Origin of the sequence: Terrimonas ginsenosidimutans, assembly GCF_022012415.1 — a bacterium.
Classification (GTDB): Bacteria; Bacteroidota; Bacteroidia; order Chitinophagales; family Chitinophagaceae; genus Terrimonas_A; species Terrimonas_A ginsenosidimutans.
This window is the reverse complement of sequence record NZ_JAKLTR010000004.1, coordinates 25,870-50,840: the sequence shown is the minus strand read 5'-3', so window position 1 is coordinate 50,840 and position 24,971 is coordinate 25,870. Positions and strand designations below refer to the sequence as shown.

Below are 24,971 nucleotides of genomic sequence, written 5' to 3'. Positions count from 1 at the left end.
AAGTTGTTAAACAGCAAACTTTTGAACTTTTCCTGCGGCGTTAGTATTTGCGGTCGGTTACGTAAAGGACGAGATCTTCCAGGCCTTTGCGGATAGGAGATTCGGGGAACTGATGCAATATGTCCAACGCTGCTTTTTTGTATTCGTTCATTTTATCAGTGGCATATTGAATACCTCCGGCTTCGTTCACCTTATTGATCACCCAGTTGACTTTTTCCCTGTCGGTGTTTTTGTTTTTTATGATATAAATGATCTCTCTCCTGGTTTTCGAGTCCGTATTATTCAGGGTATAGATCAATGGCAGGGTCAGTTTTTTTTCTTTTATATCGTTACCGGTCGGCTTTCCAACATTTTCACTGGAATAATCGAAAAGGTCGTCTTTTATCTGGAAAGCGATACCGGTTTTTTCCCCGAAAAGCCGCATTTTTTCTGTGATTTCGTCGTCATTACTGGTCGACCAGGCGCCTGCAGAGCAGGCTGAGGCGAGGAGAGAGGCGGTTTTATTGCGGATTATCTCAAAATAAATGTCTTCCCGGAGGTTCAAAGAGCGTGATTTTTCCAGCTGGAGGAGCTCTCCTTCGCTCATTTTGCGTACTGCATCGGATAAAATATGCAGGATCCGGTGATCATTATTATCTAAAGACAATAATAATCCTTTGGCCAAAAGGTAGTCGCCGACGAGGACGGAGACCTTATTTTTCCAAAGTGCGTAGACGGAAAAGAAGCCGCGGCGTTCTTCCGAATCGTCGACAACATCGTCGTGAACAAGGGTTGCCGTGTGCAGTACTTCGACGAGTGAAGCCGCCCGGTAGGCGGAGTCTGACACCTCTCCACAGAGCTTGGCAGACAGCAATACGAACATGGGTCTCAACTGTTTACCTTTTCGCTTGACGATATAACGCATGATCCTGTCAAGCAGCGGTGTCTGGCTTTTTACTGCGTCTCTGAAACGGGATTCAAACTCTTTCAGTTCGTTTTCAATTAGTCCGATTGGAAGGCTCATAATATAAAACGGCAATTTACGTCGCAAAAAATAAATAGAGGCCAATGCATCAATCTGATCCTTTTTTTTGACTAAGTAATTGAGATATAACAGGAAAAGCCTGAAATAATTTTCACAAAAATTTGGTAATTAGTCCTCAAGGCATAATTTTGCTTTTTGTTAGGACATTGTTTTTTCGTAAATCTTAATCCTCAAGTTATGGTAAGCAAAAAGTACACACTGTTGGCAGCATCACTCTGCCTACTGGCGTCATACGGCTTTGCCCAGGTAAAAACTGGTGGAAGTTATGACCCTTCTGATTCTTCACTTGTTCCGTCGAAAAGGATGCCTCAGCATACGGAATTCTTGAACGGCACCTACAATTTTCCAGCTAAACCCCGCAATCAGTGGGAGTTAGGTGTGAAATATGGTCTCGCTCACATTTCCGGAGACATCCCGTCTGTATTCTTCACTGCACCCAACTTCGGTGTGCATATCCGTAAGTCTTTCGGTTATGTATTCTCTGCACGTTTGGAGTATGTATATGGAGAACCAAGAGGTTTGAACTGGAAACAAACCGGTGTTAATGCACAAAGTGCGTGGGCGACTGTTGGATACGCTCCTGGTCAGTTGATCTACAACAACTACAAAACCCGTGTTCAGGACCTGTCATTGCAAGGTGTTATCACCCTGAACAACATCCGTTTCCACAAAGCTAAAACAGGCATGAACTTCTACCTGTTGGCTGGTATCGGCGGTATGATCTATGATGCAAGACACAACGCTGCAAATGATGCAACGGGAACGATCTACACAGCTGAGTTTGGTTCAATCTCCGGTAACGTTTATGAGAACCGTAAGGACACTCGTAAAGCGCTGAAAGACGCATTGGATGATTCTTATGAGACACGCGCTGAGAACGATAAAGACGTTCTGCCAACTTTGTTTGATGACACTTTCCGCCCAAGCTTTACACTCGGTGGTGGTATCGCATTCAAACTGAGCAACAAATGGAATCTTGCGCTGGAAGATCGCTGGACATTCGTGAAAGACGATCTGCTGGACGGACAGCGTTGGGCTGAGCAGGGTGACCTGACTCGCGACTATGACGCGTTCCATTTCCTTTCCCTGGGTCTGAATTACAACCTCGGTAAAAAATCTGTTGAGCCTCTTTACTGGCTGAACCCACTGGACTACGCTTACAGCGAGATCCGCAACCCACGCCTGATGAGACTGCCTAAACCAGTTCTTCCTGATAGCGATGGCGACGGTATCACTGACCAGTTCGACCAGGAACAAACTCCTGCAGGTGCTCCGGTTAACTCTCATGGTGTTGCCCTGGATACTGACGGTGACGGTGTTCCTGACTACAAAGACAAAGAACTCGTTACTCCAACTTATTGCCAGCCTGTTGACGCTGACGGTGTAGGTAAATGCCCATGCCCTGATTCAACCTGCTTCGATAAGTATATGGTTAGACAAGATGATTGTGCTACAGCTCTTGGTGCTCTGCCAAGCGTAAGCTTCAAATCTGGTTCTAACAACCTCGATGCTGATGCAAAAGCAGTTCTCGCTACAGTTGCTGCAAGACTGCGTAACAGTCCTCAGTGCAAAGTAGTAGTAGTAGGCTATTGCTCTTCAAGCAAAAAAGAACAGCAGCTGAGCTGGGATCACGTAAACAAAGTAATCACTCACCTCGTAGAGTCTGAAGGTATCAGCTCTGACCGTTTCGTATTCAACTACGGCCAGGAAGGTGGCGATTGCAATACAGTTGATCTGCGCGGTGCTACAACCGGTGAAGATGGACCAGCAACTGTTGCTCCTCCACACCCGAACCTGCGTAAAAAATAAACTAGGTTACTTTTTGCTGATAGATATAAACCCTTCCGCGTCTGCGGAGGGGTTTTTTTTATTAATGCGAATGAACACGAATGAACACGAATGAACGCGAATGGCCGCGAATGGCCGCGAATGAACACGAATGGCCGCGAATGGATTGTTGAATAACGGATCATGTTGAAAAGTTGGGGGATGGTCTACAAAATGGCCTGGGTTAAAATGTTCCGGATGAGCATCGCTCGCATAAACTTCTGGCGGCCCTTCCACCGTAGCGAAGCGGAGGATGGGACCCAGGCGAGTCGCTCAAAAGATTTATCGCCCTCAGCGTGTCAGCTTGTCACCATTTTTCACTGCTTAAGATCCCGTCAAACTTTGGACGGCCAAAGGACGACCAAGAGACGAACTAACGACGACTAACAAGCATTTCAAAAACACGCGAAGTTTGACCCTGAATGATTATCATCAGTCGACACATCAGCTGGCTTCGCGTGCCAGAATGTCGTATCCAAAGGAGCATATATTGCTTCAAGGCGTGCTCACGTTTTTTGTGCCCGATCAGATAGCTATCGCTTAAAAACTTGTAAGTGGACAGGTGATAATGCAAAAACCTTAAACTTTTAAACCATTAAACACTTAGACAACCATCCCACAACTTTTACGCTTTATCCTGAATAACTGTAAGAAAGCAGTTTGTTAAGATAATTTTCGTCGTTTTAGAGGAATTTCGGGAAATATCGACGGATCCGGCACATGAGTCTACGGCAGACCAGCTGCCATCGGCCAGCTGTCCATCTGCAGTACTTCGTCGCTGCAGCCAAGAGTCTCTTTATCAAAACCTTAACGGAGCCCTTTTGGCGATATATCTTTTTTGCTTAAGTTTTGCCGGTATCTATTAACTTTGCACACCTTTATGCGTTTTATACCAGTAATTATAGCCCTGTTCTTGTTTTCTAGCTGCAGCAAGAGCATTACGAAGATCCTGAAGAATCCAGATCCTGAGTATAAGTTGAGGGTGGCGGAGAAGTATTACGTTCAGAAGAAATACAACAAAGCCCAGGTGTTGTTTGAAGATGTGATGCCTTATTACAAGACTCGCCCGGAATTCCAGGATATTTATTACAAATATGCCTATTGCGCGTACTATCAGCTTGATTATCTGAATGCCGAAAACCTGTTCAAGACCTTCCTGGAGATCTTCCCGAACAGCACCAAGGCCGAGGAGATGGCTTATATGCGGGCATATAGTTATTATAAGCAGTCGCCAAAACCTGAGCTCGATCAGACCAATACTATCAAGGCCATGGGCATGATGCAGGTATTTATTAATACTCACCCGGGTTCTGAAAAGAACAAGGAGGCGGCGGCGATCATAGAAACCTGCCGTACCAAACTGGAAACCAAGGACTATAAAGGCGCTTTCCTTTACTTTCATATGGGTCAGTTCCGGGCTGCAGGTGTCGCCTTTACCACGCTGATCAACGCGTATCCAGAGTCTGCCAGACTGGATGAATACAAGTTTATGGCAATAAAGTCGTATTATCGCTTTGCGGAACTGAGCGTGGAGGAGAAGAAAGCAGAGCGTTTTGAAGATGTTATCGAAGCTTGTAACGAATTTGTTGATCGTTTTCCTGAGAGCAAGTACCGCAAGGAAGTAGAAAGTTATATCGGATTATCGCAAACAAATCTTAAAAACTTAAATAGCAATATATGAGTAAGTTGAGACGCCAGCTTAGCGCTGGTATCGCTAACAATGTGGAAACAAAAAGCCTGGATGATCTGAAAAACAGAACCGGCAATTTATATGAATCTATTGCCATAATTGCTAAAAGGGCAAACCAGATCAATATTTCCCTGAAAGAGGAATTGCATAACAAACTGGACGAATTCGCCAGCCATACAGACAGCCTGGAAGAGATCCACGAGAACAAAGAGCAGATCGAGATCTCCAGGGCATATGAAAGAATGCCGAACCCGGCGTTACTGGCCACCCAGGAATTCCTGGATAGCAAGGTCTATTTCCGCAAAGGAGAAGATCAATTGTTTGATTAATCTCCCTTTCACGGATGTTAAATATCTGAACGATCCAGCGAGCTGCTGGATCGTTTGTTTTTATATGGTATTTTTGAATACCTATGCTTGAAGGAAAAAAAATATTGCTTGGCATCACTGGCAGTATAGCTGCCTATAAATCTGTCCATTTAGTGCGCCTGCTGGTCAAAGGGGGCGCAGAAGTGCGTGTGATGATGACGCCATCTGCCCAGGATTTCGTTACTCCGCTCACACTCTCCACGCTAAGTAAGAATCCTGTGCTGAGAGATCTGTTTGATGAGCAAAGCTGGTCCAACCACGTAATGCTTGGCCGCTGGGCTGATATCATGCTGATCGCTCCGCTTAGCTGTAATACACTCGCGAAAATGGCCCATGGACAGTGTGATAACCTTCTGTTGGCAACTTACCTTTCGGCGACATGCCCTGTGATGGTTGCGCCGGCAATGGATGAGGACATGTGGCATCATCCTTCTACCGCAAATAATCTCCGTTTGCTGGAATCCTTTGGAAATATTGTGATCCCTGTCGCAAAAGGTGAACTGGCCAGCGGGTTGTTTGGCGATGGCCGAATGGCCGAACCTGAGCAGTTGGTCAGGTTCCTGGAAGAGAAACTTTCATCAACGAAGCCTCTGTCCGGGCGCAAAGCTTTAGTTACTGCGGGGCCCACATACGAAGCTATTGATCCGGTGCGTTTTATTGGTAATCATTCTTCCGGCAAAATGGGGATCGCGATTGCAAAGGAACTGTACCGGCAGGGAGCGGAAGTGACACTGGTAGCTGGACCATTGCGTACGAATTTCAGGGCCGATGGGATCCGGCTCGTTAGTGTAACCTCTGCAGCTGAAATGTATGAAGCCTGTCAGCAGGCTTTCGGATCTGCTGACCTGGCAGTTATGTCTGCAGCAGTAGCAGATTACACACCTGTCGTAAAAGCACAGGAAAAGATCAAAAAGAAAGAAGATCATTTCAACCTTGAGCTTACAAGGACAAAGGATATTCTGAAAAGTCTTGGTGAAAAAAAGAAAGCGGGCCAGATAGTTGTTGGCTTTGCTCTTGAAACGACAGATGAGAGAAATTATGCCTTAGGTAAACTGGAGGCAAAGAATGCTGATATGATCGTATTGAATTCGCTTAACGATGCAGGTGCGGGATTTGGTGGCGATACAAATAAGGTCACCATATTTCAACGCGGAGGAAAAGAACTGCGGTTTGATACAAAAACAAAAGAAGAAGTGGCCAGGGATATTGTTGATACAATAATTTCATCATACTATGCTTAAAAGAATTGTGTTGTTTGTGTTGGTATCGGTGTTCGTACGGCATTTGCATGCCCAGGAGATCCAGGCCAGGCTGACTGTGCTGGCTTCCCGTGTAAGTACCAATGTAGATAAAAAGATCTTTCAGACCCTGCAGACGACACTGACCAACTTCATAAACAACCGGAAGTGGACAAAAGATGCCTTTCAGGCAAATGAAAAGATCCAATGCAATTTTTTGCTGAATATTGAGCAGGAGATGGGCAACAATATGTATAAAGCTTCGCTGACTGTTCAGGCAGCCCGGCCGGTTTATAACAGCACGTATGATTCTCCATTGATCAATTTTATCGATGATAATGTAGTGTTCCGTTACCAGGAGTTTCAACCTGTTGAGTTCAATGAGAACAGGGTGCAGGGAAGTGATCCTTCTGTGGCAAATCTTCCTGCAGTGATCGCTTATTATGTTAATATTATTCTGGGCCTTGACTACGGTTCTTTTGCGCTTCGCGGCGGCGATGTATACTTTCAAAAAGCATGGAATATTGTAAATAATGCTCCTGAAAGCCGTGATATCACAGGATGGCGCTCTTATGAAAGTCAGCGTAACCGGTACTGGCTTTCGGAAAACCTGAACAATAATCGTTTTGCGCTGATACATGACGCGTTGTATTCCTACTACAGATCGGGGATGGATCTTTTTTATGAGAATGAGGATGAAGGAAGGAACGGGGTGCTCACCAGTCTCAATTTTCTGAATACATTGAACACGGAGAATCCGAATTCAATGATACTGCAGTTCTTTTTACAGGGGAAGAGCGTAGAATTGATCAAGGTATTTTCCAAGGCAGAAAAGGATAAAAAAACAAGAGCCGCCGATATTCTGTCAAAAATTGATATCACCAATGGCAATGCCTACAAAGAATTAAGATGAAGAGTACCTGGTTTATTTTTCTTTTGCTGATTGGGATAGTGTTTTCCTGTACAGATAAGAACAAACTGCCCGAAGGTGTTTTGGATCAGCCCAAAATGCAGGCTGTCATGTGGGATATGATCCGGGCGGCGGACTTTTTAAATAACTATGTTTTTTACAAAGATGCCAGTACGGATAAAGCCGCGGAAAGTCTGAAATGGAATGAAAAGGTGTTTAAGATCCATAAGATCACGCGTGAGCAGTTCGTGAAAAGTTACGCGTATTACCAGCAGCATCCCCAGAAGATGAAGGCTATGATGGATTCTATCGGAAAAATAAAAGCAGAACCGGAAGCTCAAAAGCCGGCAACAATGGATTCTCTGAAAAAGGATTCATCAGTAAAAGTTGCTGATACAGTGAAGAAAGCAGTGGTTGATACGGTAAAGCTGAACCGTAGACTCGACAGGATGCGAAAAGCAGCGTTTAAAAAATCTTCTGTTCAATAGCAACAGACTCAGCTACACTAACGATCTATATGAATAAACAGGTTCAATCAGCGGAAGAGGCTATCCAGGATATCAGCAATGGAAATGTGTTGATGCTCGGCGGGTTTGGTTTGTGCGGTATTCCTGAAAATTGTATCGCTGCACTGGTCAGAAAAGGCGTTACGGGGCTTACCTGCATTTCCAACAATGCGGGCGTTGACGATTTCGGAATTGGTCTTTTGCTGAAGCAAAAGCAGGTGAAAAAAATGATCTCTTCGTATGTGGGGGAAAATGCGGAATTCGAACGTCAGTTGCTGAGTGGAGAGCTGGAGGTTGAACTGATACCACAGGGAACGCTGGCTACGCGGTGCATGGCTTCAGGTTATGGGATGCCTGCGATTTATACGCCAGCCGGTGTTGGAACAGAGGTGGCGGAAGGCAAGGAAGTACGGAATTTTAACGGTAAAGATTATCTTCTCGAGTATGCGTTTGAAGCGGATTTTGCAATCGTGAAGGCCTGGAAAGGCGATACCCAGGGCAACCTGGTATATAAAGACACTGCGCGGAATTTCAATCCGCTGATGGCGATGGCGGGAAAGATCACTATTGCAGAGGTGGAGGAACTGGTGCCGGCCGGCCAGTTGGATGCAAATAATATACAAACTCCGGGCATCTATGTACACCGGATCTTCCAGGGAAGCGGGTATGAAAAGCGGATCGAGCAAAGGACCGTGCGTCCGAGAAGTGTGGTTTAATCATCAGGCAGTTTTAATTTTTACATCATGGCATTATCAAAAGAACAGATTGCTTCCCGCATTGCGCAGGAGTTGCAGGATGGATATTATGTGAATCTTGGTATTGGAATTCCCACGCTGGTGGCCAATTATATTCCGGCGGGTGTGAATGTTGTGTTGCAAAGTGAAAACGGTTTATTGGGTATGGGGCCTTTCCCCTGGGAAGGAGAGGAAGATCCGGATCTGATCAATGCGGGTAAACAGACCATCACCACTATTCCCGGTTCGGCATTCTTTGATTCAGCAATGAGTTTTGGGATGATCCGTGCGGGTAAGGTTGATCTCACAGTGCTGGGGGCGATGGAAGTGAGTGATACCGGAGATATCGCCAACTGGAAGATCCCGGGTAAGATGGTCAAGGGGATGGGTGGAGCGATGGATCTTGTGGCCAGTGCCAGGAATATTATCGTAGCGATGATGCATACTAATCCTAAAGGGGAATCAAAGCTATTACCGGCATGTTCTCTGCCGCTGACGGGAGTTAGGTGCGTGAAGAAGATCGTGTCGGATCTCGCCGTAATATCGGTTACACATGAAGGTTTCGAGCTGAATGAACGGGCTCCGGGCGTCAGTGTTGATGAGATAAGGGCAAAGACTGCGGGAAGACTGGTTATAAAGGGAGATATTCCGGAGATGCAGTGCTGATCGGTTAGTCGATCAGGTTATTCTTTACGGCAAAGAAAACAAGACCCGCGGTGTTTTTACTGCCAAAGCGTTCCATCAGCCTGTCTTTGATCGCTTCGACAGTACGGGGGCTGATGTCCATTTTCTGTGCTATCTCCTGTGCGGTAAACTCCATGCAGATAAACCGGAGTACATCTCTTTCCTTATCGCTGAGCGTGATCTCGTTGTTCAGGGAAGGAACCACTTTTTGACGCGAGTGTGATTTTTTGAGGAGGATCCGGTTTACAAAATTGTTCAGGTAATATCCTTTTTCAGATACTTCCATGATGGCCCTTCTGATCTCCTGGGGTTCAGCATTCTTCAGCATATATCCGTTCGCACCGTTCTCCATCAGGTGGTAAACAAATCGTTCATCTTCATACATGCTAAGCACGAGTACTTTGATGCCGGGATGTTGCTTGCTGATGATCTTGGTGGTTTCGATACCGTCTTTGCCGGGCATACGAAGATCCATCAAAACGACGTCGGGGTCTGACTGGGTGATGCCATTAAGAAGTTCATCGCCGTTCTCTGCTTCCTGAACGAATTTTATATTAGTGAACGGCCTCAGGGAAAGGATTACGCCTTTTCGAAAGATTTTATGATCGTCTGCAATAGCTACCTTGATGATTCCCATAAGTATCAGATAAAAGGTAAAATTAGCAAATAAACAGCACTATTGATAGGGTTCGTCCTTAGGTAATTCTATCGTTACTTTATAATAGGTCTGCGAGATGTCTTTTTCAAAATAAATGCTTCCCTGTACCACCCGTAAACGGCTGCTGATATTCTTCAGGCCGAGGCCGATATTGCTTTTGTTCAGTTTATCAAAATCGGTTTGAATAATTCCTCTTCCATCATGATGAATGCGAAGGTAGAATTTGTCGCCATGCACATTTTGAGTGAGGTGAATAAAGCTGGAGCTGCTGTGCTTTAAGATATTATTTACGAGCTCCTGGACTATACGGAATACGATCAGTTCTTTTTCCGGTTTGAGGCGATCTTTATAGTCGTGGAACCTGCTGCTGGCGTTCATGCTGCCGGAACCGCTGATCTTTTGGAAGAGGTCATTCACCGCAGACTCAAGGCCGAAGTTTTTGAGTGTCGGCGGCATCAGGCTATGACTGATATTGCGTACCAGCTGAATGGTGTCATCGATGATCTGCCGGGCCTGAAAAATGGATTGGAGCTGGGTGGCTTTGTCCTGGTTGACGAGATTTTCATTCAGGTAAAGCCGGGCAGTGGCAAGTAATGGTCCGGCATCATCATGCAGGTCTGCTGCAAGGCGCTGACGTTCTTCTTCCTGGAGTTTGATGGAGGCATTAAGCAGGATCTTCTGTTGTTCTTCTTCCATTTTTTGCAGCGTACGCTGATATCGGGACACTTTGCGCTGGTGGAATATGATGAACAGTACAAGGCCAACAGTAAGAACAAGCATGCCCATAGTGCCAATAAAGAGCACTGAGGAAACTCCTGAAGATGGGTTGGTGGCTTGCAAGAAGAACATAAAATGTAAAATAGGGAATTAGTTCATATCAATGTCCAGATATGGCATTTGGATCTGAGTGACTGCCTCTTTTTTTTTGACAGATAAGTCTGAGGCTTTAGATAGCGCAACTAGGAATAAAACATTCTTTATCAATTCTGCAATGTAAGTGTAATGGTAATAATTGTCGAATTCAGCTAAGGACATTTCTGTAACCAGAATATTGAAAAAAAATGATCCGCCTAAATAAATTAATAGCCCCATAGAAATCCAGAAAAGGTATTTGCTAAAAATACTTTCTGAGTCATCTATTTTAGATTGTTCATAAAGAAAAGAAAATATGTATAAAAAAATTATAATCGTTTCTATACCAACACCATAAGTATCCAGAACCAAGTTAGAATCAATCGTAGCCGGTTTAACTATAAATAAGGTAATTAGAAATGCTATAAAAATGATCGAGATAGCGATTAAAAATTTTCGTTTTCTCTTGCCAGCCGTAAGAAAAAATATCATTGTAAACACCAGATACTCGAACGGTGTAAACAAGTTTTGCAAAATCAAAAGTATATTGTAAGACTTTTCCTCTAGTAAATAATCAAAAACGCAGAGGAAAAAGCATACAATTATCCCGTATATACCCAAGATTTTTGGAAGTCTCCCTTTTTCTTTTGAAAAGAAGTAAAAAGCGGGAAAAGTTAAGTAGGAGATGGCGTTTATATAGTAAAAAAGTTTTTCTATTGTTTGGATTTTAACCAAAAATAGAAAAACTTTTAAAGGTTTAAAACTTTAATCGACTTATTCTTCCCAAGCCAGGCCAGAAAGGTCGTCAATTCTGATAACAGCCCTTGAAACGGTGAATTTTTTCATAACAGTAACGCTTTTTTTAGGTGCTTGAATCGATTCCGAGTGTAAAAATTGCGTCGAAAGGCGGGTATATCTACAGATATTTTGTTACTATAAAACCCTTATAAAGCCGTGAAATGCATGCTGGTAAAGGGTTTCATGGAAAAATACTTCGTATTTAGCCGCCTGAAATAAAGTGATTTTACCAGGCTAAAATAGTAATTTTACCATGACCTAAATAGGAAATTTTCTTAGGAAATTTCAGTTTCAGAGGAATTATCCACCCATGTGAATAAAAAAGCATATTTGTTTGGGCATATTTCGCCCCGTTAGCAAGCAGGAAAGAAGTTGATTGACATTGGATCTCGCTGGTATTTCAACGGATAATGGAAATCATGTTATGGACGGTTTAGCCCGTGGTTAGCGGGATTCGGGATATTGGATAAATTTGACGGATAGCCTTCGCCAATCAACTTATATCAAAAGTATATCCACATATTTGCGTGAACAAGAGCAGTATTGCTTGGTTTCCTTTTATCAGCAAATACGCGCAAAATCGTAAGCTTGCTACCCGAACGATGTGAAGTTTACGCTTGCAACGGGTAGGTTGGTGCCAAAAAGGGCCAGCCTGGGGTTGCAGGGATGGCCGGCAAGCGGTGGGCAATTTTTTGAAACTGAAAAAGATAGGGAAAATAAAAACAACTACTTTTGGCATCGGAAAAATACACCCACCTGTCTGTTGTTGTTTTTGTGCAGATTGCTGATGACAGGCTGCCATTCAGTTGATCGCATAAACCAAAGCTACTATGACAACTCAGCAGATTAAAGTCGCCATCGCTGACGATCACAAGATTTTCCGGGATGGGATACGTATGTCGCTTAAAGACAAAGAGTATCTCAAAATAATCTGGGAAGCCGAAGACGGAAAGGATCTGATGCATAAACTTCAACTGAAGCTTCCGGATATCATTTTAATGGATATCCGAATGCCGGAAGTTGACGGTATTAATGCTATCAACATGATCCGCAAAGAGTACGAAGGTGTAAAGATCATCGTGCTGACGATGTATGACGATCAGGAGATGATCACCAGAATGATGGAAATGGGCGCAAATGCATATCTCACAAAAACGACTGACCCTGAAGAGATATATCAGGCGATCCTTACGTGCATGAACGATGATTTCTATTTCAACGAGCTGGTTAATAAGGCAGTGCTTCTGAAACTTCAGCATAAGAAAACAGTGAGGCAATTTTATCCGAACCCGGTAAAGCTTTCTGAAAAGGAGATCAGGATACTAAAATTGATAGCAGAGGATAAAACCACCGAAGAGATTTCAAAAGAGGTCTTTTTAAGCCCACGAACAATTGAGACGATCAGGCAGAACATGAAGCAGAAAGTAGGTGCAAAAACGATCGCCGGCCTGGTCATGTACGCCATGCGCAACAAATTACTCGAATAGATATTACGCTCTGTTGGTTCGATATGGACAATATCAATGACTTTTTTTTTGACGGATATTACAAGGATATCTGGAAAGCGATCATTCCCGAGCAATTGACTTTGAAAGAAGTCCAGTTTCTCATAGATCATTTTCAGTTGATACCGGGTGACCGGGTATTGGACATGATGTGCGGCTATGGCCGGCATTCCCTTGCACTCGCTGAAAGAGGAGTGGAAGTTACCGCTGTAGATAATCTACCGGACTACATAAACGAGATACGCGCAAAAGTGGAAGAAAGCAGCTTGCCCCTGCAGGCATTTCAGCAGAGCGTTCTTGATTATCGCCCCGCGGGAAAATACAAATTGATCATTTGCATGGGGAACAGCCTTAATTTTTTTAATGCTGAAGAAACCCAGAAGCTTCTGAATAACTGGGCGGGAGCCCTTGAGGACGGCGGACATATTTTGATCAATAGCTGGTCTCTGGCCGAGACCGTTATCCCCAATTTTACTGAGAGATCAGAAGCAACTCATGGAGGCATCGATATAGTCTCCACATCGAGTTTCCTGTTTCATCCGACGCGCATAGAAACAGAAACACGAATGACAGGAGCAGGCGCTTCTTCTGAAAATAAGCTTGCGATCGATTACATATACTCTGTGAACGAGATAGGGATATTGTTGAACAATTCAGGCTTTCAGCTGGAGGAGATTTATGATATTCCGGGTAAAAAGAAATATGCGCTTGGATCCCCCCGCGCATATATTATTGCCAGACTTGCGCAGGAATGAGCTAAAAGGTCACAATGCCATGACGAATAGCGAGCATTGCCAGTCCTACGCGACTTTTTACATCCAGTTTAATAAACAGCTGATCGCGAAGGGTGTCCACCGATCTCGGGTTAAGCCCCATTTTTTGCGCAACCTCTTTATAGGTCAGATCTGAGCAGATCATTTGCATGAACTGGAGCTCCTGCGTGGTCAGCAGAGATTTCTCCAGAGGGATCTGCCCTTCGGTATTGCTTCTGAAGAGATTAATAAGCTTACCCGTTGTATGGTTTGAGTAGTAAAATCCTGAATTGACGACAGACCGGATGGCGAATTTAAGTTCCGCAGGATGAATATCTTTTTTCAGAAAGCCTTTGACTCCGGTTTGCAGCAGCCTTATCAGCGATAATTCTGAATCATACATTGTCAACATCAGGATTGGCAGCTGCGGGTGCGCCGTATGAAGATATTCAGCCGCTTCAAAGCCGTCCATTACCGGCATGTTCAGATCCATGATGATCAGATCCGGGACGATGCCGCTTTCTATTGCTTCTTTAATTTCTTTTCCATTAGAGGATTCATTTACTACGCGACAATTTTCAAAACTATTGATCAATATTGTTAATGCATTACGTAGCAGAACATGATCGTCTACGAGTGCGACTCTGATTATTCTTTCCTGTGGCTCCATGTTAAATCGGAATAGTGAATTTTAATGTTGTTCCTTTAGAAGGCGCGCTTGAAACTAGCATTGTTGCTCTGATCATTTTACTCCGAGCAGTCATGTTTCTGATACCAGCTCCTGACGAATAGTTTTTTTCTGAGAAATCACTCATCGAAAAACCTTTACCTCCATCTTGGATTGATAATACTAATTCTTGCTTCGTATATTTAAGATTGACGGAAGCTGATTTAGCGCCAGAGTGCTTTAGGATATTGTTACAAGACTCTTGAATAATTCTAAATATTATTAGTTCTTTTTGGGAATCCATATATATAGGTTCACCGTCAATCGCAAGGGTTATATTAATATTACTCAATTCTTCTATGCGTGTAATTTCTTTATGAATAGCCTGTATTAAACCGTAATTATTTATTATGTCAGCGTTCAGACTTCGTGAGATATCACGCAAATTCTCGATTGACTCTCCAAGTAGATTAACGGAAGAGAAGACTTGTTCTTTCATAACACTCATCTGAGAGAAGTCCAAAGTATTTAAGCGAAGCTTGACCAAAGACAATGTAAGCCCAACGTTATCGTGAATTTCTTGAGATATATGTCTGAATAAATTTTCTTGAATTTCTAATTGAGTAGTGGTGAGACTTTTTTCGTGACTTAGCTCTAACTCAGTTATAGATTGGGTATGAATAAGCTTTCTTTGTTGGTATAAATAGATTACCAGGATTAAAATGAACCCCAAAAGAAGGATTAGTACTGTCGTTATGGTAACAAATATTATGATATTGATTTTTTCGGAAGACATATGTATGCTCTGATTATCATTAAAAGCAGTATGATGTAAAAAATATAGAAAACAGAATAAAGAGTAGTCATAAGGTATAGATGACTTTTTCTAAGGTAATTCTCTATCAGAGAATAAGGGAGAGTACTTGTAATGAAAAAAGATAATCCCGAAACTATCCAGAAACTAGGTTCTTGTTTAAGATTTAGTATTGGAGGTTTCTTGAATAATTCATAAAAGTATCCGATACAAGGGACTAACAATATTATCGACTCTATAGTGTATACTCTCGATTGAGTTGTTTTTGAAATACTCCTGACGAACCTTTTGTCATGAATCAGTTCTATCAAATAGTAAATCGTGAAAATGATCGATATTAAAATAATGAACTGGCGCATTTTTTTACTCGATATGACGTGTATAAAGAAATGAGCAAATACAAAAAGCTCTATAATCGTTGAGGTGTAGTCTATGTAATGGTGAAAATTAAAGGTGTTAATAGAATAGTTCCAAACCTTTTCTGAGTAGATGTTTGCATAAAGAGATATAAATACTATCAGCAGAAATGCGATATAAACCGGGAAAAACTTCAACTCCTCATGAGTCTTCCTGTTCTTAAAAGAAACCCACAACGCTACTAAAAGCAGCATGACCAATATCGCTTCTGTAAAAAAGCAAACCTTCCAGTGTAAGTATATTTTCTCCATAACATCTCTAAAATAGTATTGATTTGACTTTTTAAGTCGGGAAAAAAACAAAAAGAAAACGTTTTTTTCCCGAGGATTACCGGATAATTTTTGATTTTAAATGTTACCCTTTGTTATGGATAATTGAAAACACTTAATTCTGATTTTAGAAGAAGAATGAGAGAAATTAGGAATGATCCTTTAAGATTATTTATGAAGCACAAGCAGGAAAAAACATTTTCTTCTGTTTTATTTCCCAATGGTTCAGCTTTCATCTTACATAGCTTACAAGCCGTCATTACTAAAAAACAGTACTTATGAGACTTAGATTGAAAGACCTGCTCGTGATGTTAAACACTGCCAGCCTCGCTGCAATAATTGTTTACCTTAAATATCCCGACCTGAACGCAGCCATGATCTGCGGGTTGGCAATATTTATTATCTGTATGCTTATTTATCTGTTTCTAAAATTTTCCTGGAAAAGAAGACAGCGCGATTATTAAAAACATAAACAAATGTATTTCTCCATTTATCTTAATCATACCTCCGCCTGTTTGCGGATAAAAGGAATGGAAATGCCAGGTTGGGATCCTGCCGCCCTGTTAGATGACCGACCCCGCCCAGCCAGAAACCGGCAGACAGATTTGCTTTGTTATCTATATATTCGCAAATGGCTCGTAGCATTTTTAGTATTGCATTGTTCTTACTCTCATTCTCTATTTCATCTCAGGCACAACAAGGAGGCGAGGATGAAGTGATTATCAGGCAGTTTATCGTTCGTGACTCCCTGTTCGCATCTTCCTCGCAACTATATCTTCATACTGATAAGTCGGTATACACCTCCAACGAAAATATTTGGTTCACTGCTTATTTATTACGCGCTAACCTCGCACTAAGTGAATATCATACACTGCATGTTTTACTCAGCCACCGTATTACGCATGAAGTGGTAGGCACAGGAGATTTTGTGATGATGCAGGGACTGGCCGCTGGAAATATTTTTATTCCGGATAGTTTCCCTGCTGGCGACTATAACCTGGTTGCCTATACAAATGCTGTTAACAAAGAAAGAAATCCTCAGGTTTTTCAGCAGCAGATCTCCATCAGATACGCAGGTGGTGATCCATTTCGCGTTGAACTGAAAGATTATAAGTTTACTGATTCCATCAGGTTTTTGGCGCAGGTAACCAATAAACAGATGTTCAATGCAACAGGTGCCTCTTTTAACTACGAAGTGTTTGGAGATGACAGGCTGATGAAGGCCGGACAGATGATCGTAACCCCTTTCGGAGAAGTGCCGGTGTCAGTGCAATCTGATTCCCTTGTCCGTAAGATGGATATGAAAGTGACCGTAAAAAAGGAAAAAGCATTGCTGGCATCCAGTATTCCCTTATCATTTTTAGATAGTCAGATATCTTTCAGATGGTATCCTGAGAGCGGCGACTGGATTGATGGTTTACCCACCCGGACCTCCTTTGAAGTGATCGATCGCTCTGGGAAAGCTGTTGCTGTAAAAGGACAGTTGCTGAAGAACGGCGTCCCTGTCGCGCAGTTATCCGCAGCCGCAGGCTTGGGGTTGATACAGATCACGCCGGATTCAAAAGGCATTTATTCAATATCGCTGGAAGGGAGCAATAAAAAGTTGATTTCCGCTGGAATTCCTCCTGTGAAAAGCAAAGGGGTCGTGCTTAATATAGACAGGGCAGTAACCAATGACACGCTCGTCGTAAAGCTTCAAAGCAAAAATGTTGGTAACAAATTTTTTTTACTGGTTCATGACTATCGCCAGGGGTATAATTTTTCTCCTTTACAGTTGAACGGGTCAACAGCATTGTTGCGCGTTCCACTCGATAGTTTGCCTGCAGGACTTGCCACTTTTACCGTATTCGATTCTGAATTGCAGCCATTGGCCGAAAGAACATTTTTTAAAGGATATGACTCGATCAGTGCTGCCCGGATCAAAACAGATTCACAGGTCTATCACCGCAGATCAAAAGTACAGCTTAAGATAAAAATGGAGGATGGTAGTGGTATGCCACTGCCAGGCAGTTTCTCCATAAGCACAGCTCTCACGAGAAGAGTTGACACGACGCGCTTCCAGGATATTGTACCGTACTTCTATTTCCGGGAATATGAAACAATGGGGTTAATTCCCCGGATTGCCGGATACAGCATCGGCTCGAAGGAAGATCTCGAAATGCTACTGCTCACCCGCTGCTGGACCCGCTATAATCAACCTTTGCAGCATAACACTGTAAATGCAGTGAACTGGGAAAGGGACCTGAGTATTTCCGGACGGGTTAAAAATCTGAATAATAAGAAACTAAAAAAGCCTGTAGCTGTCACTGCTTTTGGAGGTACCGGGCTACCCATTATGACAACAGATTCGTCCGGATATTTTGCATTTGCTCCGGAAATGACGGCACTTTTACCTGACCAGCATCTTAATGTGATCATCAATGAAAAGAATAAAGAGGACTTTACGATCGAGTTCAATCATGAAAAAGATTCATTGAACAAGGAGTTGGCTGGTTTATTCTATCCCGCTTCCGAAGGAGCGAAAGCCGTAATGCCTGCGGATGAGGAAACGCTGAATAAAGTGCAGACCTTAACAGCCGTTGTTGTAAAATCATCGGTCAAAAATCAGGATCGGTGGGGAGATCAGGGGACGTTTACCAGTAAGACTTGTTCTGATTATGTATGCATGAACAATATTCTGAACTGTGGCAACCATAGAAATGGAACGCCGGCTGTTGAAGGAGGTTTGTACCATTATCGGGGGAACACCGTTGTGTACCATTGCCCTGGCAGAAACGCGTATGGCGGCGCAGCGGAGTTACTGCATAAATTGAAAGGTCGCTATTATGCGAAAGAGTTCTATATAGCAGATTATGCCGAATTCAATCCTCCGGATCCTGAAAAGCTCAGTACGATCTATTGGTCCCCGCAAACTATTACCGATGAAAATGGCGAAGCAACCATTTCATTTTACACCAACGACCTTACGGGAGTGTTTACTTTAGTTCTTGAAGGGATAAATAGCAAAGGAGTTGTTAGCGGGCGTCAACTTATCCGGGTGGTAGAGTAGGAATGCGGCGCTTTAAGTTCCTTCGGGGCATTCGTGTTCTTCCGAGTACAAAAAGGAAACCCCTCCTTTCGGAGAGGTCCCTTACGTTACTGTTATGAAAGAAAAAGCGTTTAATAAATAGGGTCGAACCAGGAATCAAGTTTAATGTTCAATGGTTTTTGATCAAGCCATGTTTTTCATTTTGAACGGATCCAAAACGGGACTGTATCAAAAAAAATAGAAAGTTGATGGCCGGGAGAGTGTCGTCTGGTTTTATCAAAGGATTGGAAATAACTTTCTGGACGGTTTGGACATTGGATAGAGAAGGATAAACGAGTCATCCTTAGCGATCAACTTTCTGAAACAAAAATATATCCACAACGCAATGTTAACAAGAGCACTATCCCCTGATTTAAAAATTATGGTAAATACGGTACGGGTAGAAAAAGCTCTATTGCCATCTATCGTAAATAAACGATCCACCTATCGTATAAATTCACACTCAAGTAGTAGCGGTACTTTCCACAAATACCAAATCAAGTAGTTTTACTATGGTATATGTAACCGGAATTTTTCATCTTGCATCGGAATTAATACATAAGTCCGACTTTTTAATACCAATATCAAACCCATGAAAAATCACGAGACTAACTCTGTTATTAAAGTTGCCATTGCAGATGACCACGCGCTATTCCGTACCGGTGTCAAGACTTCACTGTCCAGCCGTAAGGATATACAAATGGTAGCGGAAGCAGAAAATGGGATGCAACTGCTCAACCTTCTCCGACATATCCAGCCCGATGTTGTTTTGCTGGATATACAAATGCCGATCATGGACGGCCTGACCACGCTCCCTGAGATCAAAAAACTCTATCCGGGTGTGAAAGTAATTATGCTCTCCATGCACAATGATCACTCAGTGATCTCACGCATGATGGAGATCGGAGCAAACTCCTACCTGACCAAAGAGTCTGGTTCTGAAATGATCTATGATGCTATCAAGACTGTTTTTGAACAGGATTTCTTCTTTAATGACCTGACTAACAAAGCATTGCTGAGTGGCCTGCGGACCAAGCGTACTGCAGAATCGTCTATGCCCCAGGATGTTCAGCTGACTGATAAAGAAATTACAATCCTTAAACTGATGTGCGATGAAAAAAGCACAAAAGAAATCGCGGATATTGTAGATCTCAGCCCCCGTACTGTGGAGGCTATTCGCGATAAGCTCAAAACCAAAACTGGCACAAAGTCGATGGCGGGACTCGTCATGTACGCCGTGAAAGCCGGTTTGGTTGAGCAAAACTAAAAAAACTACTTGCTTAGGTTCCAGCCGCTCCCCCGGAGCGGCTTTTTCGTTAGCCAGGGTACCCATATTCGATGGCCGGGTTTAGCCGGATAGAATAAGGTCACCAGACCACCTGGTTGGGGCTGGAGCCGCCTGCAGCCCATTTCGGATCAGGCCCGCCATCCGCCATCAAATTTTCCGTACTTTACGATCATTATCAACATTATGCATATTTGCTTCGATGGAAAGATTCTAAAAAGCGGAGAACCCGTCCTGTCTGCAGATGACAAAAGTTATCGCTACGGCGACGGTCTTTTTGAGACCATCAAAATGGTGAAAGGCCAAATGCCACTATTTGACCTTCACATGAACCGCCTTTTTAGTTCAATGCAATTGCTGGAGTTTTCCCCACCCGCCTTGTTTACGCCGGAAAAGCTCAAAACTGACATTATATCCGTTTGCAATAAGAATAATTGCACTGATCTAGCAAGAATCCGTTTGTCAGTTTCCCGTGGCAATGGGGGGATTTACGAATATGACCGCGACCGGATTCACTGTCTGATCGAATCATGGCCGGGTAATCCCTCCTATAATCAGCTCAACGAAAACGGCCTTGTGGTAGGGGTTTTTCCTCATGCGAGAAAAAGCATGGATCTCTTTTCCAGGCTAAAATCGGCGAACTATTTGCCCTATACCATGGCTGCCCGTTTTGCCAAACAACAGCAATGGAACGACTGCCTGCTTTTAAATACAGATGGTGCTATTGCCGATGCCTCTATTGCCAATTTATTTCTTGTAGATGGTGACGAGATCATTACCCCTGCCATCGGTCAGGGAGGTGTCGAAGGTGTTATGAGGCGATACCTGATCGACAAAATGCGGGAATCCGGCTTTGCCGTGGAAGAACGGGCCGTGTTTGTAAATGATGCAGCCGGCGCTGAGGAGATGTTTCTTACAAACGCAATGAATGGCATACGATGGGTTGGCCGCTTTGAAAATAAAATACTTAAAAATAACAAGACGCGTTCCTTATACCATCAGTTTATTGAAACGCTCTGGTCCTAATTCTACATTGGCTTTATGAAATCGCCCGTAAATATTTGCTGGTTCAGACGCGATCTGCGGCTGGATGACAACGCCGCTCTCTACCATGCACTGAAAGATGCCAACCCTGTTGTGCCGGTATTTATTTTTGATAAGAATATCCTGGACGGACTGGAAGATCGCGCAGACCGGCGCGTTGAATTTATCAGAGAAGCATTGCTGCATATGCAGGGGCAGCTGGAGAAGAAAGGCTCCACCCTCGATGTGCGATACGGCACCCCGGAAGATGTTTTTAAAGAGCTGTTGAAAGAGTATAAGGTAGAAAAAGTATTCACCAATGGCGATTATGAGCCTTATGCACGTGAACGGGATCAAAAGATCGCGGTTCTGCTCAAAGAGGCAGGCGCATCTTTCCATAGCTATAAAGATCAGGTTATATTCGAACGTAACGAAGTGATAAAGGACGATGGCACACCCTATACCGTATATACCCCGTACGCAAGAAAATGGAAAGCGCTTCTGAACGACTTTTACCTGAGATCATACCCCTGTAAAAAGTATTACAGGAATCTCTTTCAACAGGCATCTAAGAATATCCCGTCTTTGGCCGACATGAATTTCACCGCCGTAAGCAAACCGTTCCCGTCCGTGAAATGGAAACCGGCAACAGTTAAAGATTACAAGGGCCAGCGGGACTTTCCCGGTATTGAAGGAGGAACAACCCATCTCGGCGTGCACCTGAGATTTGGAACTATCAGTGTAAGGGAATTGGCCCGTGAAGCAGGTGCGCTTAATGAAACATTTCTTGGAGAGCTGATCTGGAGAGATTTTTTTCAAACTATTCTCTGGCATTTCCCACGCGTGGTACAGCATTCTTTCAGACCTGAATATGATAAGATCAAATGGCGGAATAACGAAGAAGAGTTCCGGGCCTGGTGTAGTGGAGAAACAGGATACCCAATTGTTGACGCCGGTATGCGTGAATTGAATGACACCGGTTTTATGCACAATCGCGTCCGCATGATCACCGCTTCATTTCTTACAAAGCACCTGCTGATCGACTGGAGGTGGGGTGAAGCTTATTTTGGAGAAAAATTACTGGATTATGATCTTTCGGCAAACAATGGGAACTGGCAATGGGCCGCCGGAACGGGCTGCGATGCAGCACCCTATTTCAGGATCTTTAATCCGTATATACAAACGAAAAAGTTTGATGCGGATCTTACTTATGTAAAAAAATGGGTGCCTGAGTTTGAAGAACTGACTTACCCGCGGCCAATCGTTGAACATGAATTCGCCAGGGAAAGATGCCTTAAGGCATACAAAGCTGCGTTGAATAAGTAAGAAGAAATGTCGGAATATAAAGTCAAATGGCCCCGGATCACTCCGGGGCCATTTGACTTTATCAAAATGATTCAGGATGACTACAAAAAGAGTTCAGCCTCTTCCTCCATTTTTCCCGGATTGATCTTATTGAATACATCAGCCAGTGTTGCGATCGCTTTCTTCCCTTCTTCCCCAAGCGCCAGTGAATAATTGTTGACATAAAGATCAATATGCTGTCTCATTACATCTTCACTCATTGCCTGGGAATGCGCTTTCACATAATCCGTCACTTCAGGATAGTTTGCAAATGCATAGTCAAGGCTCTTGCGGATCAGCTCATCAACTTTCTGGGCTACTCCTCTTTTTACTGACTGGCTGATCGCAATTCCTCCAAGCGGGATCGGCGCTTTCATTTTTTCTTCCCAGTATTCACCGAGATCTTTTACTTTTTTCAGTCCTTTATCCTGGTAAGTAAAGCGGTTTTCATGAATGATCACCCCCAGCGCGCTTTCTTTATTCACAACAGCCTGTTCAATCTCAGAAAAGATCATGAACTTTTTATTGGTGGCTTCAGGGTAAGCGAAGCTGAACAGCAGGTGAGCGGTGGTGTTGACACCGGGGAGCGCAATCGACGCATCTCCAATTCCGTTTTCGTAAACCGCCGGATCATCGTTTGTGATCAGGAGCGGGCCGACTCCCTTTCCAAGCGCACTACCTGAGTTAAGCAGGATGTATTCGTCAAGCGATTGAAAGAAAGCAGGAAAACTGAGTTTGGTGATATCCAGTTTGCCTTGCAATGCCCATTGATTGAGGGTCTCAACATCTTCCAGGGAAGTTTCGAATTCCAGCCCTTCAGTATCTATCTTTTTATTTACCAGTGCGTCAAAAATAAAGGTATCGTTCGGACAAGGGGAAAACCCAAGGGTTAGCTTCATGTTTTGTATTGTTTGATGGAGATCCGGGTTGGTCTGAGCCCGTTCTCCTGGCATAAATGATCTTAATCTTAAATCCGCGCCAAATATCCGGATTAATTTGATGTTTACAGGCTGTTCAACAAGCGGATTAACTCATTGTTAAGATTGGCCACAGAATCTTTGATGTTCCATTTCTTTTTATTGCGTTCGCCAACATAATTGGATACACCACGCAGCTGCATAAATGGAATATTTTCCATTAAGGAAACGTAGTGCAGGGCAGCTCCTTCCATCGATTCTACCACGGGTTTGTACTTCGCTGTATAATGATTGATAGCTTGTTTTGATGTGGTGATCTGATTAACAGAAACGCCGGCTACTTTTTTCAAACTGTTTTTTTTCAGGAGGTGCAATCCCGGATTGACAAGCCATCCGCCTTTATAGGGAGGATGGTTGGGCTTTACGAAACCCATGTCGAAAAGTGAATGGAAAGTACTCTTTTCTGTTACCCCGAGATCAGCAACCGTGTCCTTCTTTACCGCGAATACAGTGCCTAAGGCAACTGACAAGTCGAAACAACCCGCAATACCTGCCTGTATGATCAGGTCGGGCTTTTTTACCTGGATCTGGCGCTGCAAATTGTAGGTCGTCGCCATTAGGCCGACTCCGGTAATGGCGACATCAACCTGGATATCTACATAGAACGGGACATCGCTGTTGCGATAGTGCTGAATAAACGGGGCGATCTCAAAGGCGGTGGCGGCAACGAGCAGACAGTTCATCAGCGGGAATATTGTTATTTAAAGGAGATCAAAAATAACCGATGAAGCTGAAGTTTACTTTTTTTCCGGGGATATAATTCCAATGTCGTTTAAGGATTTTCCCGAAAGTTCATTCGATGACCGATGGCCGATGACCGATGACCGATGGCCGTTGGCCGAAAATACATATACCTACTAGTGTCAATACCCTATACCAATTAGCAGCAATAGCTTCCATCCAAATGCGGCACCCGGCCATCGGCCATCGGTCATTGGTCATCGAGTTCTTTAGGTTACTCCTGCGCCAGATGGGCGATTTTTGTCTTGAAGAGTAACGAAGGCTGCTTTTCAGGCCTTTAAGCAACCCCGTTTTCCCGGCTTCCCATGGTTTACCCGGATTTGTTTTTTTATCTTACTTTTGCAGGCTAATTTAACGCAGATCAATATATGGTGTACCTGACCAGGGTAGAGCACTTCAATGCGGCTCATAAGCTCTATAACCCCGCCTGGAGCCTGGAGAAAAATGAAGAGGTATTTGGTAAATGTGCCAATGAGAACTGGCATGGACACAACTACGAGTTGTACATAACGGTGAAAGGAACGCCCAACCCCGATACCGGCTTCGTTTTTGATGTAAAGCGGCTTAGCGATATCATCCGCGAACATGTTATTGAAAAAGTGGATCACCGCAACCTGAACGTTGATGTTGAATTTATGAAAGGTCAGATGTGCAGTACCGAGAATCTTGCCATAGCGATCTGGAAAGAACTCACCGTCCATCTTCCGTCAGCAGTGCAGCTTCATTGTGTTAAACTCTACGAAACCCCACGGATCTACGTGGAATATTTTGGAGGATAAGAACATTCGCCATTTTAACTTGTTGATATTTTTTACTGGTAG

The 24,971-nt window shown here is 43.5% G+C and carries 24 protein-coding genes; 16 read left to right on the top strand and 8 right to left on the bottom strand.

Annotation, left to right across the window (positions count from 1 at the left end):
• Positions 1-40: 40 nt before the first annotated feature.
• Positions 41-1,003: a polyprenyl synthetase family protein gene (locus tag LZZ85_RS07905; RefSeq protein WP_237870398.1), complete on the bottom strand. Its 963-nt coding sequence runs from the start codon at positions 1,001-1,003 to the stop codon at positions 41-43.
• Positions 1,004-1,201: 198 nt separating this feature from the next.
• On the opposite strand from LZZ85_RS07905, the gene LZZ85_RS07900 reads away from it, so the two are divergent.
• From LZZ85_RS07900 to LZZ85_RS07865, 8 genes are all read left to right on the top strand, one after another.
• Positions 1,202-2,833, top strand: a complete 1,632-nt coding sequence (locus LZZ85_RS07900) for an OmpA family protein (protein WP_237870396.1) — start codon at positions 1,202-1,204, stop codon at positions 2,831-2,833.
• Positions 2,834-3,731: 898 nt separating this feature from the next.
• Positions 3,732-4,532, top strand: a complete 801-nt coding sequence (locus tag LZZ85_RS07895; protein ID WP_237870394.1) for an outer membrane protein assembly factor BamD — start codon at positions 3,732-3,734, stop codon at positions 4,530-4,532.
• Positions 4,529-4,870, top strand: coding sequence for a DNA-directed RNA polymerase subunit omega (locus LZZ85_RS07890; protein ID WP_237870392.1), 342 nt, complete (start codon positions 4,529-4,531; stop codon positions 4,868-4,870). The genes LZZ85_RS07895 and LZZ85_RS07890 overlap by 4 nt, the downstream gene beginning before the upstream one ends.
• 83 nt (positions 4,871-4,953) lie before the next feature.
• Positions 4,954-6,150, top strand: a complete 1,197-nt coding sequence (gene coaBC, locus LZZ85_RS07885) for a bifunctional phosphopantothenoylcysteine decarboxylase/phosphopantothenate--cysteine ligase CoaBC (RefSeq protein WP_237870390.1) — start codon at positions 4,954-4,956, stop codon at positions 6,148-6,150.
• Complete coding sequence (gene porD / locus LZZ85_RS07880) at positions 6,143-7,060, top strand: type IX secretion system protein PorD (RefSeq protein ID WP_237870388.1); 918 nt, start codon at positions 6,143-6,145, stop codon at positions 7,058-7,060. Before coaBC ends, porD begins: the two co-directional genes overlap by 8 nt.
• Positions 7,057-7,545: a DUF4296 domain-containing protein gene (locus LZZ85_RS07875; RefSeq protein WP_237870386.1), complete on the top strand. Its 489-nt coding sequence runs from the start codon at positions 7,057-7,059 to the stop codon at positions 7,543-7,545. The genes porD and LZZ85_RS07875 overlap by 4 nt, the downstream gene beginning before the upstream one ends.
• A 29-nt stretch (positions 7,546-7,574) precedes the next feature.
• A complete protein-coding gene (locus LZZ85_RS07870; protein ID WP_237870384.1) occupies positions 7,575-8,279 on the top strand; it encodes a CoA transferase subunit A in 705 nt (234 codons plus the stop codon).
• Between the two features lie 27 nt (positions 8,280-8,306).
• The gene (locus tag LZZ85_RS07865; RefSeq protein ID WP_237870382.1) at positions 8,307-8,963 is read left to right on the top strand and encodes a CoA transferase subunit B; all 657 of its coding nucleotides are present in this window, start codon (positions 8,307-8,309) and stop codon (positions 8,961-8,963) included.
• A 4-nt stretch (positions 8,964-8,967) separates the two neighbouring features.
• Here LZZ85_RS07865 and LZZ85_RS07860 read toward each other — a convergent pair whose 3' ends face one another.
• From LZZ85_RS07860 to LZZ85_RS07850, 3 genes are read right to left on the bottom strand one after another with little or no spacing between them, the layout of a single operon-like run.
• Entirely contained in the window at positions 8,968-9,618 is a 651-nt protein-coding gene (locus LZZ85_RS07860; protein ID WP_237870380.1) for a response regulator transcription factor, read from the bottom strand.
• A gap of 39 nt (positions 9,619-9,657) precedes the next feature.
• Positions 9,658-10,488, bottom strand: a complete 831-nt coding sequence (locus tag LZZ85_RS07855; RefSeq protein WP_038096308.1) for a sensor histidine kinase — start codon at positions 10,486-10,488, stop codon at positions 9,658-9,660.
• Positions 10,489-10,506: 18 nt separating this feature from the next.
• The gene (locus LZZ85_RS07850; protein WP_237870378.1) at positions 10,507-11,226 is read right to left on the bottom strand and encodes a hypothetical protein; all 720 of its coding nucleotides are present in this window, start codon (positions 11,224-11,226) and stop codon (positions 10,507-10,509) included.
• An 893-nt stretch (positions 11,227-12,119) separates the two neighbouring features.
• Between LZZ85_RS07850 and LZZ85_RS07845 the strand changes: the two genes are divergently transcribed.
• Together LZZ85_RS07845 and LZZ85_RS07840 are read left to right on the top strand one after the other, a co-directional pair.
• On the top strand, positions 12,120-12,776 hold the full coding sequence (locus LZZ85_RS07845) for a response regulator transcription factor (RefSeq protein WP_237870376.1): 657 nt from the start codon (positions 12,120-12,122) through the stop codon (positions 12,774-12,776).
• 23 nt (positions 12,777-12,799) lie between these two features.
• A complete protein-coding gene (locus tag LZZ85_RS07840) occupies positions 12,800-13,549 on the top strand; it encodes an SAM-dependent methyltransferase (RefSeq protein WP_237870374.1) in 750 nt (249 codons plus the stop codon).
• Between the two features lies 1 nt (position 13,550).
• Here the strand turns inward: LZZ85_RS07840 and LZZ85_RS07835 are convergent, their stop codons facing one another.
• Positions 13,551-14,216 (bottom strand): response regulator transcription factor, encoded by a 666-nt coding sequence (locus tag LZZ85_RS07835; protein ID WP_237870372.1) that lies wholly within the window; start codon positions 14,214-14,216, stop codon positions 13,551-13,553.
• 1 nt (position 14,217) lies between these two features.
• Positions 14,218-15,009 (bottom strand): sensor histidine kinase, encoded by a 792-nt coding sequence (locus LZZ85_RS07830; protein ID WP_237870370.1) that lies wholly within the window; start codon positions 15,007-15,009, stop codon positions 14,218-14,220.
• A gap of 982 nt (positions 15,010-15,991) precedes the next feature.
• On the opposite strand from LZZ85_RS07830, the gene LZZ85_RS07825 reads away from it, so the two are divergent.
• From LZZ85_RS07825 to LZZ85_RS07805, 5 genes are all read left to right on the top strand, one after another.
• Positions 15,992-16,177, top strand: coding sequence for a hypothetical protein (locus LZZ85_RS07825; protein ID WP_237870368.1), 186 nt, complete (start codon positions 15,992-15,994; stop codon positions 16,175-16,177).
• Positions 16,178-16,344: 167 nt separating this feature from the next.
• Positions 16,345-18,762 (top strand): hypothetical protein, encoded by a 2,418-nt coding sequence (locus tag LZZ85_RS07820; protein WP_237870366.1) that lies wholly within the window; start codon positions 16,345-16,347, stop codon positions 18,760-18,762.
• Positions 18,763-19,372: 610 nt separating this feature from the next.
• Positions 19,373-20,047 carry a response regulator transcription factor gene (locus LZZ85_RS07815; RefSeq protein WP_237870364.1) on the top strand — a complete coding sequence of 225 codons (675 nt, stop codon included), beginning with the start codon at positions 19,373-19,375 and terminating at the stop codon, positions 20,045-20,047.
• Between the two features lie 204 nt (positions 20,048-20,251).
• Positions 20,252-21,091, top strand: coding sequence for an aminotransferase class IV (locus LZZ85_RS07810; RefSeq protein WP_237870362.1), 840 nt, complete (start codon positions 20,252-20,254; stop codon positions 21,089-21,091).
• 15 nt (positions 21,092-21,106) lie between these two features.
• On the top strand, positions 21,107-22,414 hold the full coding sequence (locus tag LZZ85_RS07805) for a cryptochrome/photolyase family protein (RefSeq protein ID WP_237870360.1): 1,308 nt from the start codon (positions 21,107-21,109) through the stop codon (positions 22,412-22,414).
• Between the two features lie 80 nt (positions 22,415-22,494).
• Here the strand turns inward: LZZ85_RS07805 and LZZ85_RS07800 are convergent, their stop codons facing one another.
• On the bottom strand, positions 22,495-23,331 hold the full coding sequence (locus tag LZZ85_RS07800) for a 1,4-dihydroxy-6-naphtoate synthase (protein WP_237870358.1): 837 nt from the start codon (positions 23,329-23,331) through the stop codon (positions 22,495-22,497).
• Positions 23,332-23,435: 104 nt separating this feature from the next.
• Positions 23,436-24,092, bottom strand: coding sequence for a futalosine hydrolase (gene mqnB / locus LZZ85_RS07795; RefSeq protein ID WP_237870356.1), 657 nt, complete (start codon positions 24,090-24,092; stop codon positions 23,436-23,438).
• Positions 24,093-24,518: 426 nt separating this feature from the next.
• Here mqnB and LZZ85_RS07790 point away from each other — a divergent pair, with 426 nt between their 5' ends.
• Positions 24,519-24,929: a 6-pyruvoyl trahydropterin synthase family protein gene (locus tag LZZ85_RS07790; RefSeq protein WP_237870354.1), complete on the top strand. Its 411-nt coding sequence runs from the start codon at positions 24,519-24,521 to the stop codon at positions 24,927-24,929.
• The last annotated feature ends 42 nt before the right edge of the window (positions 24,930-24,971 follow it).